General features: G+C 64.7%; 9 protein-coding genes. 6 read left to right on the forward strand and 3 right to left on the reverse strand.

All coding sequences use genetic code 11. The features are described from left to right. Nucleotides 1–323 precede the first annotated feature (323 nt). The 3 genes from MRBLMC3_RS10750 to MRBLMC3_RS10760 are packed head-to-tail and all read left to right on the forward strand — an operon-like array spanning nucleotide 324 to nucleotide 6,088. Nucleotides 324–3,518 carry an efflux RND transporter permease subunit gene (locus MRBLMC3_RS10750; protein WP_363828458.1) on the forward strand — a complete coding sequence of 1,065 codons (3,195 nt, stop codon included), beginning with the start codon at nucleotides 324–326 and terminating at the stop codon, nucleotides 3,516–3,518. Then, nucleotides 3,511–4,704 carry an efflux RND transporter periplasmic adaptor subunit gene (locus tag MRBLMC3_RS10755; RefSeq protein ID WP_363828461.1) on the forward strand — a complete coding sequence of 398 codons (1,194 nt, stop codon included), beginning with the start codon at nucleotides 3,511–3,513 and terminating at the stop codon, nucleotides 4,702–4,704. Before MRBLMC3_RS10750 ends, MRBLMC3_RS10755 begins: the two co-directional genes overlap by 8 nt. After that, nucleotides 4,694–6,088: an efflux transporter outer membrane subunit gene (locus MRBLMC3_RS10760; RefSeq protein WP_363828464.1), complete on the forward strand. Its 1,395-nt coding sequence runs from the start codon at nucleotides 4,694–4,696 to the stop codon at nucleotides 6,086–6,088. The genes MRBLMC3_RS10755 and MRBLMC3_RS10760 overlap by 11 nt, the downstream gene beginning before the upstream one ends. A 79-nt stretch (nucleotides 6,089–6,167) precedes the next feature. Here MRBLMC3_RS10760 and MRBLMC3_RS10765 read toward each other — a convergent pair whose 3' ends face one another. From MRBLMC3_RS10765 to MRBLMC3_RS10775, 3 genes are all read right to left on the reverse strand, one after another. Further along, nucleotides 6,168–6,410: a hypothetical protein gene (locus MRBLMC3_RS10765; protein ID WP_363828467.1), complete on the reverse strand. Its 243-nt coding sequence runs from the start codon at nucleotides 6,408–6,410 to the stop codon at nucleotides 6,168–6,170. 22 nt (nucleotides 6,411–6,432) lie between these two features. Further along, nucleotides 6,433–7,356: a formylglycine-generating enzyme family protein gene (locus MRBLMC3_RS10770; RefSeq protein ID WP_363829430.1), complete on the reverse strand. Its 924-nt coding sequence runs from the start codon at nucleotides 7,354–7,356 to the stop codon at nucleotides 6,433–6,435. Nucleotides 7,357–7,485: 129 nt separating this feature from the next. Then, nucleotides 7,486–9,915, reverse strand: coding sequence for a TonB-dependent receptor (locus tag MRBLMC3_RS10775; RefSeq protein WP_363828470.1), 2,430 nt, complete (start codon nucleotides 9,913–9,915; stop codon nucleotides 7,486–7,488). Nucleotides 9,916–10,369: 454 nt separating this feature from the next. Here MRBLMC3_RS10775 and MRBLMC3_RS10780 point away from each other — a divergent pair, with 454 nt between their 5' ends. Genes MRBLMC3_RS10780 through MRBLMC3_RS10790 form a run of 3 tightly spaced genes read left to right on the forward strand, consistent with a single transcriptional unit; the run spans nucleotide 10,370 to nucleotide 16,207 of the window. Then, the gene (locus tag MRBLMC3_RS10780; RefSeq protein WP_363828473.1) at nucleotides 10,370–13,426 is read left to right on the forward strand and encodes a CHAT domain-containing protein; all 3,057 of its coding nucleotides are present in this window, start codon (nucleotides 10,370–10,372) and stop codon (nucleotides 13,424–13,426) included. A gap of 5 nt (nucleotides 13,427–13,431) precedes the next feature. Continuing rightward, nucleotides 13,432–15,471 (forward strand): adenylate/guanylate cyclase domain-containing protein, encoded by a 2,040-nt coding sequence (locus MRBLMC3_RS10785; protein WP_363828476.1) that lies wholly within the window; start codon nucleotides 13,432–13,434, stop codon nucleotides 15,469–15,471. After that, a complete protein-coding gene (locus MRBLMC3_RS10790) occupies nucleotides 15,458–16,207 on the forward strand; it encodes a hypothetical protein (RefSeq protein ID WP_133654360.1) in 750 nt (249 codons plus the stop codon). Before MRBLMC3_RS10785 ends, MRBLMC3_RS10790 begins: the two co-directional genes overlap by 14 nt. Nucleotides 16,208–16,317 lie beyond the last annotated feature (110 nt).

Below are 16,317 nucleotides of genomic sequence, written 5' to 3' on the forward strand. Positions count from 1 at the left end.
GCCATATTATATATTAGACGTGGAATGTCCAAGGGCGCATGGGCGTTTTCGAATGCGGCGGTGTCCCATGACCGTCGGGCGGATGTGCGCGGGCTATGCCCCCTCATTGCCGCAGCACTCCGCCCATGGTCGGGGATGTCGTCGCATTCTTGGGCGCATTGTCAGGCAGGCCGGTCACGGACAATCGCCTGAAAATGCGAAAAAAAGATATGCGCATTTCCTGGCGCTGTTCGTCACTGTCCCAGAAGGCGAAAAATATATCCGGAGAGGTCGCGTTTCATGTGCGGCGGGGATCACCTGGCGGCGCTTGCGTGGAGTCGTGAATGATCGATATCGTCAAGGTTGCCCTGCATCGTCCGCTGACCTTCATCGTAATGGCAATCCTGATCGCGATCGGCGGGGTTCTGGCGGCCGTGCGCACCCCGGTCGACATCTTCCCCAACATCCGCATCCCGGTGGTGGCCGTTGCCTGGCAATATGCGGGCCTGTCGCCGGAGGACATGGCGAACCGCATCGTCAATCCCTATGAGCGGGTGCTGACGACGACGGTCAATGATATCGACCATATCGAGAGCCAGTCGCTTCAGGGTATCGGCGTCATCAAGATCTATTTCCAGCCGGGCGCCGACATCCGGACCGCCACGGCGCAGGTGACATCGGTGTCGCAGACCGTCCTGCGCCAGATGCCGCCGGGAATTACGCCACCGCTGATCCTGAACTATAGTGCGTCGACCGTTCCCATCCTCCAGCTTGCCCTGTCGGGAAAGGGGCTGTCGGAACAGCAATTGTTCGACATGGGCATGAACCAGGTCCGCCCGCCCCTGATCACGGTGCCCGGTCTTGCCATGCCATTCCCGTCCGGCGGCAAGCAGCGGCAGGTTCAGATTGACCTCAACCCGCTGGCGCTTCAATCGAAGGGTCTGTCGGCGCAGGATGTGGGCGCTGCCATCGCGGCGCAGAACCAGATCAACCCGGCCGGCTTCGTCAAGATCGGCGAAACGCAATATAGCGTGAAGTTGAACAACGCCCCGTCCTCCATAGAGGCTCTGAACGACCTGCCGGTCAAGGTCGTGAACGGCGCGACCATCACCATGCGGGACGTCGCGCATGTTCGCGACGGCAGCGGCCCGCAGCAGAATATCGTGCATGTCGAGGGCAGCCGGTCGGTGCTGCTGACCATCCTCAAGAACGGCGCGACCTCCACCCTGGCAATCGTGGACGGCGTCAAGCAGAAACTGCCGCAGATTGCCGCGGGCCTGCCCGACGCGCTCAAGATCCTGCCCATCGGCGACCAGTCGCTCTTCGTGAAGGCAGCCGTGGAAGGCGTCATCCATGAAGGCGCGATCGCCGCGGCGCTGACGTCGTTGATGATCCTGCTGTTCCTGGGATCCTGGCGTTCGACGGTGATCATCGCCCTGTCGATCCCGCTCGCCATATTGGCCGCTATCGCGGCGCTGGCGGCTTTCGGCCAGACGCTGAACGTCATGACGCTGGGCGGCCTGGCCCTGGCGGTCGGCATATTGGTCGACGATGCGACCGTGACCATAGAAAATATCAACTGGCATCTGGAACAGGGCAAGGGCGTGATCGAAGCCATATTGGACGGCGCGGCGCAGATCGTGACGCCAGCCTTCGTATCGCTGCTGTGCATATGCATCGTTTTCGTGCCGATGTTCTTCCTGCCCGGAGTTGCAGGCTTCCTGTTCGTGCCGATGGCCCTGTCCGTCGTATTCGCGATGATTGCGTCCTTCATCCTGTCGCGGACGCTGGTGCCGACCATGGCGATGTATCTGCTGAAGCCCCATGTCGAGGGGGGCGATATGCACCTGGCCGGGGCGCCCGCTTCCCGCAATCCGCTGGTCCGGTTCCAACGCGGGTTCGAAAAGCGCTTCGAGAAGACCAGGCGCGGCTATGTCGGGCTGCTGCACCGGGCTCTCCATGCGCGCAAGCCCTTCCTGCTGGGCTTCATGGCCATCGTGCTGCTGTCCTTCGCGCTGCTGCCGATGCTGGGCAGCAATTTCTTCCCCTCGGTCGATTCCGGCCAGATCGCGATGCATGTGCGCGTACCGGTGGGGGCGCGGATCGAAGACAGCGCCGCGCGCTTCGATCGTATCGCGCGGGAAGTCCGCTCGATGATTCCGGCGGAGGAACTCGCCTCCATCACGGACAATATCGGCCTGCCGGTAAGCGGCATCAACACCATCTACAACAATAGCGGCACCATTGGCCCGCAGGATGGCGACATGCTGATCGCCCTGACGAGGGATCACCGGCCGACCGACGAGATTGTCGCGAAGCTGCGGCGGGAATTGCCCCGTCGCTTCCCCGGAACGAGCTTCGCCTTCCTGCCGGCCGACATCACCAGCCAGATCCTGAATTTCGGCGCGCCGGCACCCATCGACGTGCAGATCGCGGGCAAGAATGCCGATGGCAACCGCGCCTATGCCCAGAAGTTGCTGGCGAGGATGGCGGCCATTTCCGGGCTGGCCGATGCCCGTATCCAGCAGCCGGCACGCTCGCCCCAGCTTGAGGTGGAGGTCGACCGTTCACGGGTCGGGCAATATGGACTTTCGGAGCGCGACGTGACGACCAGCCTGGCCAGCCAGCTTGCGGGTACTTCGCAAACGGCACCGGTCTATTTCGTGAATCCGGAAAACGGCGTCCAATATCCGGTGGTGGCGCAGGCGCCGGAATATCTTGTGGGATCGATGAGCGATCTCAGCAATGTGCCGGTGTCGAGCAGTGCGTCCGGCGCCCCTGTTCAGCCGCTGGGCGGGCTGGCGACGATCCGGCGGTCCAACACCGTGCCGGTTGTCACGCACTATGATATTGCGCCCGTGCTGGACATTTTCGCGACGACGCAGGGACGGGATCTGGGCGCGGTCGCCGCCGATGTTCAACGGGCGATCAAATCATTGGAGAAGGAACTGCCCAAGGGCACGACCGTCACAATTCGCGGCCAATATGCGACGATGAACACGGCCTTTTCGGGGCTTGGCTGGGGTCTGGCGGGGGCGATCGTGCTGATCTACCTGTTGATCGTCGTCAATTTCCAGAGCTGGGTCGATCCCTTCGTGATCATCACCGCCTTGCCCGCGGCGCTGGCGGGCATTGTGTGGATGCTGTTCATTACCGGCACGACATTGTCCGTACCGGCGCTGACCGGGGCGATCATGTGCATGGGCGTGGCGACCGCCAACTCCATCCTGGTCGTCAGCTTTGCGCGGGAAAAGCTCGCCGAACTCGGCGATGCCGGCAAGGCCGCGCTGGAGGCCGGCATGGTGCGCTTTCGCCCGGTGCTGATGACCGCGCTCGCCATGGTCATCGGAATGGGACCGATGGCGCTCGGCCTGGGCGATGGCGGCGAGCAGAATGCGCCGCTTGGCCGCGCCGTCATCGGCGGCCTGATCTGCGCGACCATCGCAACCCTCTTCTTCGTCCCCACCATTTTTGCCTTCGTCCATCGCAAACATGGGCAGAAGGCGTCTTCCCTGGAAATGCAGCCCCACCATGTCTGAGCACAACCCCATCGAACATCCCGAAGCACAAGGACCCGACAGCCGCACGCTGAAGCGGGTGGGCGTCGGCGCGGCGGTCATCGCCGTCGCTGTTGTCGGCCTGGGCATCGCATCGCGCATCCACGCGACCAATGAGTTGAAGCAGGTGGCCGCCGACGCCGCCATACCCACCGTGGCGGTCGTGATGCCCGCCACCGCCGGCGAGGGCGACGCGCTGGTTCTGCCCGGCAATGTTCAGGCCTATAACAGCGCGGCGATCTTTGCCCGGACCAATGGCTATGTGCGGCGCTGGTTGGCCGATATCGGCGATCATGTCCGGGCGGGCGAGCCGCTCGCCATATTGGACGCGCCGGAGGTCGACCAGCAGCTCGCGCAGGCGCAGGCGGATTACCAGACCGCGCTCGCCAATGAACGGCTGGCTGCCACCACCTCCCGGCGGTGGTCGTCTATGTTGGCGCAGGATGCCGTTTCACGGCAGGAGGCGGACGAGAAGGCCGGCGATCTTGCCGCGCGCAAGGCCCTGTCCAATGCGGCACTCGCCAATGTGAAGCGCTTGCAGGCGCTGCAAGGATTCACCCGGCTGTCGGCGCCGTTCAGCGGCGTGGTGACCAGCCGGTCGGCGCAGATCGGGGCGCTGGTGGTGGCGGGCAATGCGGCGGCCCAGCCACTGTTCACCGTGTCGGACACCCACCGGATGCGCATCTATGTGCGCGTGCCGCAGGGCTATTCGGCCGCCATCAGGCCCGGCATGGCGGCAACGCTGACCCTGCCGGAATATCCAGGACGCAGCTTCGATGCGAGGCTGACCAGCAGTTCGGGCGCGGTGGATACGCAGTCGGGCGCGGTGCTGGTGCAGTTACAGGCCGACAATGGCGACGGCGCGCTGAAGCCGGGTGCTTACGCGCAGGTCCGCTTCAAGGTGCCGGCGGGATCCGGCAATGGCGTGACCTTGCCGGGAAGCGCGATCCTCTACGGCAATGACGGACCGACCGTAGCGGTGGTGGGAGGGGATGGCCGCGCGACCGTCAAGCCCGTCACCATCTCCCGCGACGAGGGCAATGTCGTGCTGCTCTCCAGCGGGGTTCGGCGAACAGACCGGGTGATCGACACGCCGCCCGACGCCATTCGCAGCGGCGACAGGGTGCGGGTCCAGAGCGCTGCCAAGGATGTGGTCCATGGGGGTTGATCGCAGGATTGCGTTTCTGCTGCTGGTGGGGCTGACGGGCTGTTCGATGGCACCGGACTATCGGCCGCCTGCAACCCCGGTGCCACGGGATTTTAAGGAATTGGAAGGGTGGACGGCTGCGACGCCGATGGATCAGGCTCCGCGTGGCCAGTGGTGGGAAGCCTTTGGCGACCCGGTGCTGAACGATCTGGAGGCGCGGGCGGAGCAAGCCAGCCCGACCCTGGCTGCGGCGTTGGCGCGCTATGACCAGGCGAAGGCTTCGGCAGGGATCGAGCGGGCGGACCTGTTTCCGCAGGTAAAGGCAGGGGGCGATGCGAGCCGTCAGCGGCTGTCGGGCAATCGCTTCGGCGGCAATGGGGTGGCCCCGGTCTATGATGATTTTTCGGTCGGGGCGACGCTCGACTATGAGTTGGACCTGTGGGGCCGCATCCGCAACAGCGTGAAAGCGGCGCGGGCTGACGCGCAGGCAAGCGAAGCCGATCTTGCGTCTGCCCGGCTCAGCCTTCAAGCGGCTGTGGCGGATGCGTATGCCCGGTTGCGCGGGCTGGATGCGGAGGCGGAATTGCTGCGCCAGACGGTGGATGCGTTCGGCAAGGCCTATCGCCTGACCACGACGCGGCATGATGGCGGCATAGCGTCCGGCATCGACGTCAATCGCGCGAAGACCGTGCTGGACAATGCGCAGGCGCAGATTTCCGCCGTCGCCAACGAGCGGGCGGCGACCGAGCATGAGATCGCCGCGCTGGTGGGGGCCATAGCGTCCGACTTTTCGATCCCGGTGCGGGTGCAGCCGCTCAGGGCGCCCGAACTGCCGGTCGGCGCCCCTTCGCAACTGTTGCAGCGCAGGCCGGACATTGCCGCTGCCGAGCGGCGAATATTTGCGGCCAATGCACGGATCGGCGTGGCGAGGGCAGCCTTCTTCCCGACGCTGACGCTGGGACTGTCCGGCGGCTATCAGGCCAGTCATGGCGAATTGTTCAGCAAGCCAAGCAGCTTCTGGGGTTTAGGTCCGGCATCCGCAGTCCTGGCACTGTTCGACGGGGGACGGCGCAGGGCGGGGGTCAGAATGTCGCGCGCGGAATATGAGGAAATGACGGCGGGCTATCGCGAAACCGTGCTGGGCGCATTCCGGCAGGTCGAGGATGCCCTGGCGGCGAACCGGCACCTGGCCGATCAGGCGGTGAGCCAGCGCGGCGCGGCAACGGCCGCCGGGCGGACCAGCGAACTGGCGCTCACGCGATATCGCGATGGCGCGTCCGATTATTTGGAAGTGGTGACGGCGCAGACCGACGCGCTGGAAGCGCAGCGGGCTTTGCTGGCGGTGCAAACCCAGCGGATGCGGGCGAGCGTCGCTCTGGTGAAGGCCTTGGGCGGGGCCGTTTGAAGATCCCTGGTTGAAGCGACTTCCAGTCGGGTGGCGTCATCCGAAGGTCAGGAAATCGCGGAAAACCAAGAAACCCGCTCTAATGCGCTTCCGCCCTCAGCCGTTCGACCAGCTTTTCGATCTCCCATGGTTCCAGCACCCAGGTCCGTGTCTTGCGGCCTTCGCGATGGACTGGCTGGGTCAGCAGGATGCGCGCCTGTTCCTTCGCATGGGGCTTGAAGATAGCAAAATGCTGGGCGCAATCGCGGATCGTGCCGATGATCGGCGCCTTTCCGTCAAGGTCGATCATGGTGGCGGGCTGGTCCCAGGGCATGTTGAGCATGATAGATTTCCGTTTCTGATATTCAGCGCTGCGCGTCGCGGACGATGCAGCGAAAGCCGATATGGCTGGTGGAACTGTCCACCGCCTGCGGGTGGCGTGCGGCAGGGCGATAGCGCTGGCAATAGCTGGGCGCACACAGATGGGAGCCGCCCTTCAACACCTTTCGCGGGATCGGCACGTCGGGATTGGCGGGATCGAGGCTTTCGCGCTTCGTGCCGCCACGCGGGTTCGCGGGAACGCAGCAGCTTCCCTTCGTCTTGCGCATGATCCTGGGCTGGGCATACCAGTCGACGGTCCATTCCCAGACATTGCCGATCATATCGTAAAGGCCATGGCCATTGGGCGCATAGCAGCGCACTGGCGAGGTCCGTTCATAGCCGTCCTCCAGCAGATTGCTGTAGGGGAACAGGCCCTGCCAGTAATTGGCCTGGCAAATGCCGCCGGGCGCCAGTTCGTCGCCCCAGGCATAATCCGCGCCGTCCAGCCCGCCGCGCGCCGCAAATTCCCATTCCGCCTCGGTCGGCAACGCCTTGCCCGCCCATCGGGCATAGGCATCCGCGTCCTGAAAGACGACATGAACCACCGGATGATCCCAAAGATCGTCCAGATTGCTGTCGGGACCGTGGGGATGACGCCAGTCCGTGCCGAAGCTGAAATGCCACCATTGGCTGACATCGTTCAGATCGACCGGCATGGCGGTGCGCTGAAACAGCAATGACCCGGCCCGCGCCATTTCGGGTGGCATGCCGGGATAATCCTTCGGATCTGGCGGGGTTTCGGCAAAGGTGCGGTAACCCGTCGCGTCGACAAATTCCGCGAACTGCCGGTTGGTGACGGGCGTCTCATCGATCCAGAAGCCGTCAACGCGCACGTGCCGAACGGGCGCTTCCTCCGGATAGAAGCGGTCCGAACCCATCGCGAAGAGGCCGCCATCGATAAAGCGCATGGCTGTGGCGATTGCGTTCCCGGTCTCGATCATTCGCCGACCATAGCGGCGGACAGAACGGCTGTATCGCTCAAAATAAGGACGCCGAAAGCCGCTCCGGCCTTCGGCGTCCCGATAGCAGGCGGCTTTTTAGAAGTCCTTGCGGACGGTCACGCCGATCTTGCGCGGTGTACCGATATTGTACCCCAACCGGCCCCGGCCGCCGCGCTCGCGGTCCAACGAATAAAGCGCATTTTCGTCGAACAGGTTGTTCACATAGAGGGTGACCGAAAGGCCGCTGTTCCAACTGACGCCGGTCGACAGGTTGACCAGATTATAGGCGCCCAACCTGTAGGAACCGAAGTTGAAGGCGCCAGTGCCGTAGGCGCCGGTTGCTGGATCATAATAGATGGAATTGGCGAAGCTGCCCGCACCCGGTTCCTGATCGGCAAGCTGGGTGTAGCGATCGCCCACATGCTGGACACTGGCGGTGAAAGACCAATCGGTCTCCGTCGCGATCTCCGCGGTATAGGTTGCCGCTGCCGCCATCTGGAACTTCGGCACGGTGGGCAGGCGGTTGCCCTTGCGGATGCCGGCGATGATCGCGCCGCCCGCGTCAGTGACGTTGCTGTCGATCTTCGAGTCGATATAACTGCCGCTGAGCGACAGATCGAAATTGGGGGAGATGCGGGCGCTCAGTTCTGCTTCCAGGCCCGCCGTATGAGCCTTAGGCACGTTGAACAGGACGCGCGAGGAACAGCTTCCCGCATCCGCCGTGACCTGAAGGTTCTTGATGTCGTTGTAGAAGAACGCGGCGTTGAACGTGATGCCCCGCCCTGACGCCTTGACCCCGGCCTCATAGTTCCAGAGCGTCTCGTCGTCGAAAGTCGGACGGTTGCCATAGGTCGCCGCGTCCGGCCCGGTGGCGCCGCCATTGCAGAGCGGCAGGTTCAGCGGATCATTGACCCCGCCCAGGCGGAAACCCTTGGACGCCTGCACGTTGAAGGTCAGGTCGCGATTGGCTTCATAGCTGGCGATGAAACGGGGGGAGAAACCGGTCGAACCGGTCTTGTCGCCCACGCGGTTGTCGTCGTTGGAAAAGAGACCGCCTGTCTTGAAATCGCGCGTCTCCTTGAAATCATAATAGCGACCGCCCGCCGTCAGCTTGAACTGGCCCAGCTTGTAGCTTGCCTCGCCAAATGCGGCATATTGCTTGATGATGTAAGGAATGTCGGCGTTATAGGGCGAATCGAGCGGGAAACCATTGGCTGCCCCGGCCGAAGTGCCTGCACCCAGCGTCGCGTCGACAATGGCGTCATAGCCCGGCGTCGGCAAGCGCTGTTCATAGGTGCGGTCGACATGGCTGTAGAAGCCGCCCAGCACCCATTGGAACGGCCCTCCGCCGGTCGAGGCAAGCCGCAGTTCCTGCGTCCATTGCTTGAGCCTGGTCGTGTCCCGCAGATTGGATGGGAGATTGGCGAGAGCAGGCGCCACGCCCAGCGACATCACGAAGGGCGTGACCGACACCGACCCGGTCAACGCGGACGCATCACGGCTGACCAGAATGTCGCGGTGAATATAGGTGGTGATCGAGGTCAACGCGATGTCCGACCCCATGTCGATGTTGGCCGTCAGGTCAGCGAGCGTGGTCTTGTCGCGGAATTCCTCGCGCAGCTTCAGATATTGAGTGCGTTCCGGGAAAACGTCCGACGGGCTGATCAGCGGGTTATAATAAAGGTGATAGCTGTCCTCCCGGTTGAAGCCGTTTGTCCTGATATCCTGATAGATGATGCGCGGCGTCACCTTGATGCCGGGCGCGGGTTCCCACAGCAGGCTGAGACGTCCGCCATAGCGGCGGCCGTCATTGATGTTCTTGCCCGCGGCCGGGCCGATGGCGTCGATGAAGCCCGCATAATGTTCGGCATAGCCCACGGCCCGGATTGCCGCCGTCTCGCCCAGGGGCAGGTTGATCGCGCCCTTGCCCGAATAACCGACATCGCCGCCCTTCAGGACATTGACGCCGCCTTCGACCGTGCCCTCGGTCTGGCCGAGTTTCGGCTGCTTGGTGATGTAGCGGACGGTGCCGCCTTCCGAACCGGATCCGAACAGCGTGCCCTGTGGTCCGCGCAGCGTTTCCACGCGATCGAGGTCAAACAGATCGAAATCGGGCGTGAACAGCGACATGGAGATCACGGACTCGTCCAGATAGACGCCAACCTGTTCCTTTACGCCCGGCTGGTCGCGAACGACCTGGCCGGCGGATACGCCGCGCACGGAGACCTGGCTCTGCCCCGGCCCAAGATTCTGAACCGTCAGGCCCGCGACGCTACGCGATACGTCTTCGATGGAGGTGGCGCCCATGCGCTGCATGGCTTCGGCGGTCTGCGCATTGATGGAGAAGGGCACATTCTGGATAGATTCGTTGCGTTTCGTGGCAGTAACGATAATTTCGTTACCCGACCAATCGGAGGAATTTTCCGTTTCTTGCGAAAAAGCGGCGATAGAAATGCTCGACAGTGCGAGAACAAGGCATGAGGCCGATAAACGCAATATGTTTTCGTGGCGCGGAAATCCTGTCATATCATCCTCCCTTTTAACACACTGACCATTATAATTATGTTTTTGACTGATAGGGGTCTGCGCCCATTTCAGGAATATTATTCAAATCTAATCTAGATCAGCCCCATCACGGGATGCAATAAAAATTGCGCAAGAGAGATCGATTCTTACGCGACTGTTACTTCCCTGCCTCACCTTCCAGTAGGAGGAGTTGGAACGGGCCGCTTGCAGGCGCCTTTCACCTTGCGGCGCGGCATCGGGCGGCGTTATGACGACCCGATCAAGCAGCAACGGCCATTAGATCGCCGTTTGAGCTTTTTACCGCGATTTCCTGACCGGCGATCATTCCGATCGCTTGGAAATCGCTCTAGGGGGCCCTGCACGGACATATCCGGCAAGGTTTGGGGGACAGGTCTTGGGCATATTGGGGAAGCTGGTTGGCGGTGCTGCCGGATGGGCTGCATTGAGTCTGTCCATGACGGCGCATGCGCAGGCGACGGGCGACCGGCTATTGCTGAGCGACAGCTTTCGCATCGGCAGCGAGGGCGGCGCCCTGTGCCAGGCGCAGAGCGCGTCGGGCGATCCCTCCGCGCGGACGATGTTCGATCGCGCGTGGACGCTGGTGTGCCGAGATGCAGCTAGTCCAGTAGGTCAGATTTTCGCGCTGCGAAGCGGTTCGGGCGATGCTGGCCAGGCATTGCTGGATCGGCTTGCCGCTTCCCGCAAGAGGGCGGTCGAATGCGGTGCGCCCGGCGGCGTCAACCTGCCCGGAATTGGCGCGGCGCTCATGCGCAATTGTACCGGCGCAGTCGGCCCCTATCGCATATTGACCGTCGAGCGCGGCAAGACGGTCTATGTCGCGCAGGGCTATGCGGCCTATGCAAGCGCTCTTGACCTTGGGCTCCGCTCGGTCATTTCAGGGCGGATCGTACCGGGTAAGCTCGATATCGCGACCGTGGGCGCGAATGGTGCCGGCTATGCCCGTTTGCAGGCGGCGGCGCTGGACCCGCAAACGGTGCTAGCCGAAGGCTACAGACGCAATGCGTCGGGCAATTATGCCGAAGCGGCGGAGTTCTTCGACAGCCTGACGGACCGGCTCGCGCGCGATCCCGATACGGCGAAGCTGACTCCGACCGAGCGGGCGAACCGGGCGCATGAATATCTGGTCAACCGGGGCCTTCAATTGTCCAACCTGGGTCTGTTCGATCAGGCGGACACGGCCTTCGCGGATGCGCGCGGCATTGCCACCGCCGATGCCGTGCAGATCCGGCTGCGCCGCAATTTCGAGGCGATGCATCACATCAACCGGCAGGACATAGCGGGCGCGCTTGCGATACTCGATCGCCCCATGACCGCCGGCGCGACTGCCCCGACCGATGGTGACGGCGCGGTTTCCCTGCCGCCGGAGCTGGCTGCGGGAATGAGCAGCGGGGCGTCGCAGGCACGGGCTCTGGGAGTGCGGCAGGACAACAGGCTTACCCCGGCCGAGCGGGCGGCGATCCTGGACGCGCAGGCGCAGCAATTGCGGGGCACGATCCTGCGCCTGTCGGGCCAGCCGGCGCCCGCGCGGGATGTGCTGACAAGAGCGCTGGCCAGCGCCGTCGCGATCCGTGACGGGCGCGTCACGTCGATCACCCGCCTGCGCGCCCAGCTTCTGGGAGAGATCGCGCTGACATATGAAGCGCAGGGGGATTATGGGCAGGCAGAGCGTCAACTGAACGAGGCGCTGGCATTGCTGGGCGCGCAATATCCTGAAACCATAGCATTGAACGGCGCACGAGCGCGGCTGGGCGCATTCCTGATCCGGCGGGGCCGCAATGAGGATGCGCTGAAGATTTATCGCGGCATCGTCGCCTCCGCCATGGAGAACCGCGCCGCGCTGACCGGCATGGCGAACCAGCTTCAGCCCTATTTCAGTCTGTTGGCGCAGGAAATTCCCACGCGACCTGAACTGACCGCCGATCTGTTCGCGGCGTCGCAGATGCTGATGCGCCCCGGCGCGGCCGATACGCTGGAGCAACTGAGCCGCGAGCTGTCCGCCGGGGACGGAGAGGCAGCGCGGCTTTTCCGCCAGTCGGTGTCCTTGTCGCGCGACATAGAGCGCGGGCGGATCGCCCTGGCGCAATTGCGGCAGGCGGCTGAGGGGCAGGGCGCCTTGTTGCCCGACCTCGCGCAGGCGCAGGCCGACATTGACCAGCTTGCCGCCGATCAGGCCAGTACGCTGGCAGCGTTGGCGGCCTATCCCCAATATCGTGCGCTGAGTCCGCAGGGGCTGACACTGGCTGAAATGCAGGCGACGCTGAAACCGGGCGAAGGCTATTACAAGCTGGCGCAACTGGGCGACGCGCTTTACGCCCTCTGGATCGATGCCGACGGCGCGACCGGATATCGGCTGGCGGCCAGCGCGACCGATGTGGCGCGCAAGGTCACGGCGCTGCGCGAGACGATCTCCATCGATCTCAATGGCGCGCAGACCACCTACGCGCTGGACGTTCCGGTGGCGCGCAGCCTGTATCTCGACCTGTTCGGACCGGTGGAGCAGCGGTTGCAGCCGGTACGGCACCTGATCTTCGAGCCCGATGGCGCGATGCTGCAACTGCCGGTCAATCTGTTGATCGCCAGTCAGGCAGGCGTGGACGCCTATGAGGCTCGTATCGCCCAAGGGGGCGACGAGTTCGATTTTCGCGGCATTGACTGGCTGGGCCGCGACCATGCGGTCAGCACGGCCCTGTCGGCGAGAGCCTTTCGCGACGCCCGGGCGGCGGCGCCCTCCAGCGCGACGCAGAGCTATATCGGCTTCGGCGACAATGCGCCGCTTGCCGGGCCGGTGCTGACGGCCTCCAGCCGGGGCGCATTGTCCAGCGGGTCCACGGCCGATTGCGGCTGGTCGCCCTTGCAATGGAACCGTCCCATCCCCGCCACGGAGTTGCGGGAAGCGGCGCAGGCCATTGGCGGGCAGGGCAGCGAACTGATTACGGGCACTGCCTTCACGGACGAAGCGGTGATGGCGCGGAGTGACCTCGACCGCTTTCGCATCCTGCATTTCGCCACCCATGGGCTCGTGACGCCGCCGCATCCGGGATGCCCGGCGCGCCCGGCCCTGCTCACCAGCTTCGCGCCGGACCGGAAATCGGACGGCCTGTTGCAGTTCAGCGAGATTTTCGACCTGCGGCTGAACGCTGACCTGGTCGTTCTGTCCGCGTGCGACACGGCGGGCGCGGCCGGTGTGGAGACGACGCGGGCGGCGGGACTTTCGGGCGGCGGCGGGGCGCTGGACGGGCTGGTGCGGGCCTTCATCGGCGCGGGGAGCCGCGCCGTCATCGCCAGCCACTGGCCCGCACCGGAGGATTATCATGCGACCGAGCGGCTCATGGCCGGCCTGTTTGCCGCCGGGGCGGACCAGCCCATGGCCGAGGCGTTGCAGGCCGCGCAGATCAGGCTGATGGATGATGCGGAAACCTCCCATCCCTTCTACTGGTCGGGTTTCGCCATCATCGGCGACGGCGCGCGTCCACTGATCGCGCGCCGCTGATCATCATGCCGATGCGGGGCCTGCTGCGCCGCGGCGCGCGACTGGTGCGGGAGACGGGACGCTGGCGCCTGGCAGCGACGGGGGCGCTTTTGCTGCTGGCGCTGTTCCTGGCCGGGTGGGACTGGAACCGTCCCCTGGGCGGCGGAAGGGCGCGAGAAGTCCTGACCGCCGATGCGGAGAGAGGCCTTTACGACTGGCGAGCCGCGACCTTCGCGCCCCGCGTGGCGCAGGACCAGCGCATCCTGATGCTGGTCTATGACGATCAGACCCTGATAGCCACGCGCAAGCGGTCGCCGCTCGACCGGGGCCTGCTGGCGCGGGCGCTGCGGAACATCGATGCCATGGGGGCAAAGTCGATCGGGATCGACATCCTGTTCGACCAGCCGCAGGACGAGGATGGCGAACTGCTCTCCACCCTCCACGCCATGCGCACACCGGTCTGGCTCGGCTACGCCAATCTGGGCGACAATCAGGAACAGATCATTTTCGAGCAGCAGCAATATCTTGATCGGTTCATCGGCGAGGCGCGGACGGCCAGGGTCCGTCCCGCCAGTATCCGGCTGGAAACCGATGCGGACAATGTGGTGCGAAGCTGGCCCGTCCCGACGCCAGGACAGCCCCCCTTGCTGACGCTGGCGATGCAGCCTTCCGCATCCTTTCGCGACTATCGCGGCGCAATCCGCTTCCGCCTGCCGATCAGGCAGGCCGACGGGTCGGAGGAGCCGGTGATTCCCAGTCTCCAGATCGATACCCTGGCCGACCCCGCCATGGCCCCGGCGCTTGCCGCCATGGTGCGCGGGCGGCACGTGCTGATCGGCGGTGATATCGTCGATATCGACCAGTTCGAAACGCCGTTATCGGGGCGGCAGGCACGTTCGACCATGATCGGGCTTGAAGTGCACGCGACGATGCTGGCGCAATTGCTCGACGGCGCTCGCCTGGCCGCGGTGCCGGAGGGGTGGCGCTGGTTCGCGGCGCTGCTGGTCGTCTGCGCGGCGGGCTTGACCAGCCTGGCGGAATTACGATGGTTCGCGCTGGTGCCGGCGCTGGCCCTGCAGGCCGGGGCGATTGCGGGCGTACCCCTCTGGCTTCAGGCACGGGGATGGGACACCAAGGGGCTGCCGGCGGTCGGATGGGTGCTGGGCTGGGTGCTGGCCTTTACGGCCATCGGCGTGGCGGCGCGGGCCGTGACCTCGCAGCAGCGGCGCTTCGCGCAGGCGGCGCTGGGCAAATATCTGCCCCGCGACATCGCCGCGCAGATATTGGCGGAGCCGGAGAAGTTGGCGCTGCACGGCGAAAAGCGGTTGATCTTCACCCTCTTCACCGACCTGGAGGGCTTCACCAAGCTCAGCCACGCCATTGCGCCGGAAATGGTCGCCCAGTTGCTCAATCGCTATCTCGACATGTTGAGCGATGTGGTGCTGGCCCATGGCGGAACCATCGACAAATTCGTTGGCGATGCGGTGGTCGCCTTCTGGGGCGCGCCCATTGCCCGGCGGGACGACGGACGCAACGCCGCTCTCGCCGCCTACGCCATGTGGCGGGCGGGGGAGGCGTTCCGTCGGGACCTGCCCCCCGGCGTGCCACCGATCGGGCGGACCCGCGTCGGATTGCATCATGGCGAAGCGATCGTCGGCAATTTCGGCGGTGAAGGGCGCATCCAATATACCGCGCTCGGCGACAGCATGAATACGGCATCACGGCTGGAAGCGGCAAACAAGGCGCTGGAAACGAACGTCCTGGCAAGCCGGGAAGCGATGTTGCTGTCGGGGCTGGACTGGTGGCGTCCGATGGGGCGGGTGCGACTGCGCGGCCGATCGACCCCGGTCGATCTGTTCGAGCCGGCGCCGGACTTTCCCGCCGGAGAACGCGCGGCACTGGCGCAGATATTGGCGGCATTCGATGGCGAGGATGCCGAAGCGCAGAACGGTGCGCGGCAACGTCTCAAAATGATGGTTAACCATCATCCGGACGATGCGGCCATCGCCAATCTGCTATATCGTTATGAGCATATCGGGGAAGGAAGTAGCTATGGTCTGGGGTAAGCTTGCCGCGCGCGGCGCATTGGCCGGATATGTCGTGGCGGGGCTGGGCGGGCAGGCCGCAGCGGAGACCATGGTGGTGCGCGCCACCGGACCCTCGGCCGCGACCTACAAGCCGGGAAGCAAGCTGGGCGATGGCGGATCGCTCACGCTGAAAGCGGGCGATGTGGTGACGCTGCTGGATGCGAGGGGCACGCGGACGCTGCGTGGGCCCGGCAGCTTCAACGTCGCCGCCGCCGCCAGTGCGGCACCCGCTAATAATGTGATGCTCTCCGCCCTGCTGGATACCAAGCGGGTGCGGCGCGCCCGAACCGGGGCAGTACGCGGCACCATTGGCGAAACGCCGGCCGCTCCGCCACGCCGACCCAATCTCTGGATGGTCGATGTCGCGCAATCCGGAACACTTTGCGTTGCCGACCCCGCCGCGGTGCGCCTGTGGCGTGCGGATCCGGCCAAATCGGGAACGGTACGCGTCATCGGCGATGGCGTGCAAGCGACGGCGAGCTTCGCAGCCGGCGAATCAGTGACTGGCTGGCCGGCCGCCGCGCCAGTCCGTGACGGTGCCGCCTATCGCCTGAGCGACGGATCGCATGCAGCCGATGTTCGCTTCGCACTGGTCAGCCCGGAAACGGCGGGGCTGGACGGCATCGCATCCAGCCTGATCGCGCGCCAATGCACGGCGCAGCTCGACCTGCTGGTGGACATGGCGGCGCTGTCCAACGGGGCCGCGCGGAATTGATTGTCGGGACGCGCCGGCGCTGTTAACCGGCGGTCAATCGCGGGGAAAGGGTGACGGGCAGAAGCCCGCGCCTGAAGACAGGGAGTGAGGCAGCCCTAAGGGAAAGGCTG

It is taken from the genome of Sphingobium sp. LMC3-1-1.1, from assembly GCF_040676285.1.
GTDB lineage: Bacteria > Pseudomonadota > Alphaproteobacteria > Sphingomonadales > Sphingomonadaceae > Sphingobium.

What these genes read in the sequence shown, in the direction of transcription:
- MRBLMC3_RS10785 (WP_363828476.1), top strand. Translation starts at nt 13,432, where the DNA reads ATGCCGATGCGGGGCCTGCTGCGCCGCGGCGCGCGACTGGTGCGGGAG.
- MRBLMC3_RS10755 (WP_363828461.1), top strand. Translation starts at nt 3,511, where the DNA reads ATGTCTGAGCACAACCCCATCGAACATCCCGAAGCACAAGGACCCGAC.
- MRBLMC3_RS10750 (WP_363828458.1), top strand. Translation starts at nt 324, where the DNA reads ATGATCGATATCGTCAAGGTTGCCCTGCATCGTCCGCTGACCTTCATC.
- MRBLMC3_RS10760 (WP_363828464.1), top strand. Translation starts at nt 4,694, where the DNA reads ATGGGGGTTGATCGCAGGATTGCGTTTCTGCTGCTGGTGGGGCTGACG.
- MRBLMC3_RS10770 (WP_363829430.1), bottom strand. Translation starts at nt 7,356, where the DNA reads ATGCGCTTTATCGATGGCGGCCTCTTCGCGATGGGTTCGGACCGCTTC.
- MRBLMC3_RS10780 (WP_363828473.1), top strand. Translation starts at nt 10,370, where the DNA reads ATGACGGCGCATGCGCAGGCGACGGGCGACCGGCTATTGCTGAGCGAC.
- MRBLMC3_RS10775 (WP_363828470.1), bottom strand. Translation starts at nt 9,915, where the DNA reads ATGACAGGATTTCCGCGCCACGAAAACATATTGCGTTTATCGGCCTCA.
- MRBLMC3_RS10790 (WP_133654360.1), top strand. Translation starts at nt 15,458, where the DNA reads ATGGTCTGGGGTAAGCTTGCCGCGCGCGGCGCATTGGCCGGATATGTC.
- MRBLMC3_RS10765 (WP_363828467.1), bottom strand. Translation starts at nt 6,410, where the DNA reads ATGCTCAACATGCCCTGGGACCAGCCCGCCACCATGATCGACCTTGAC.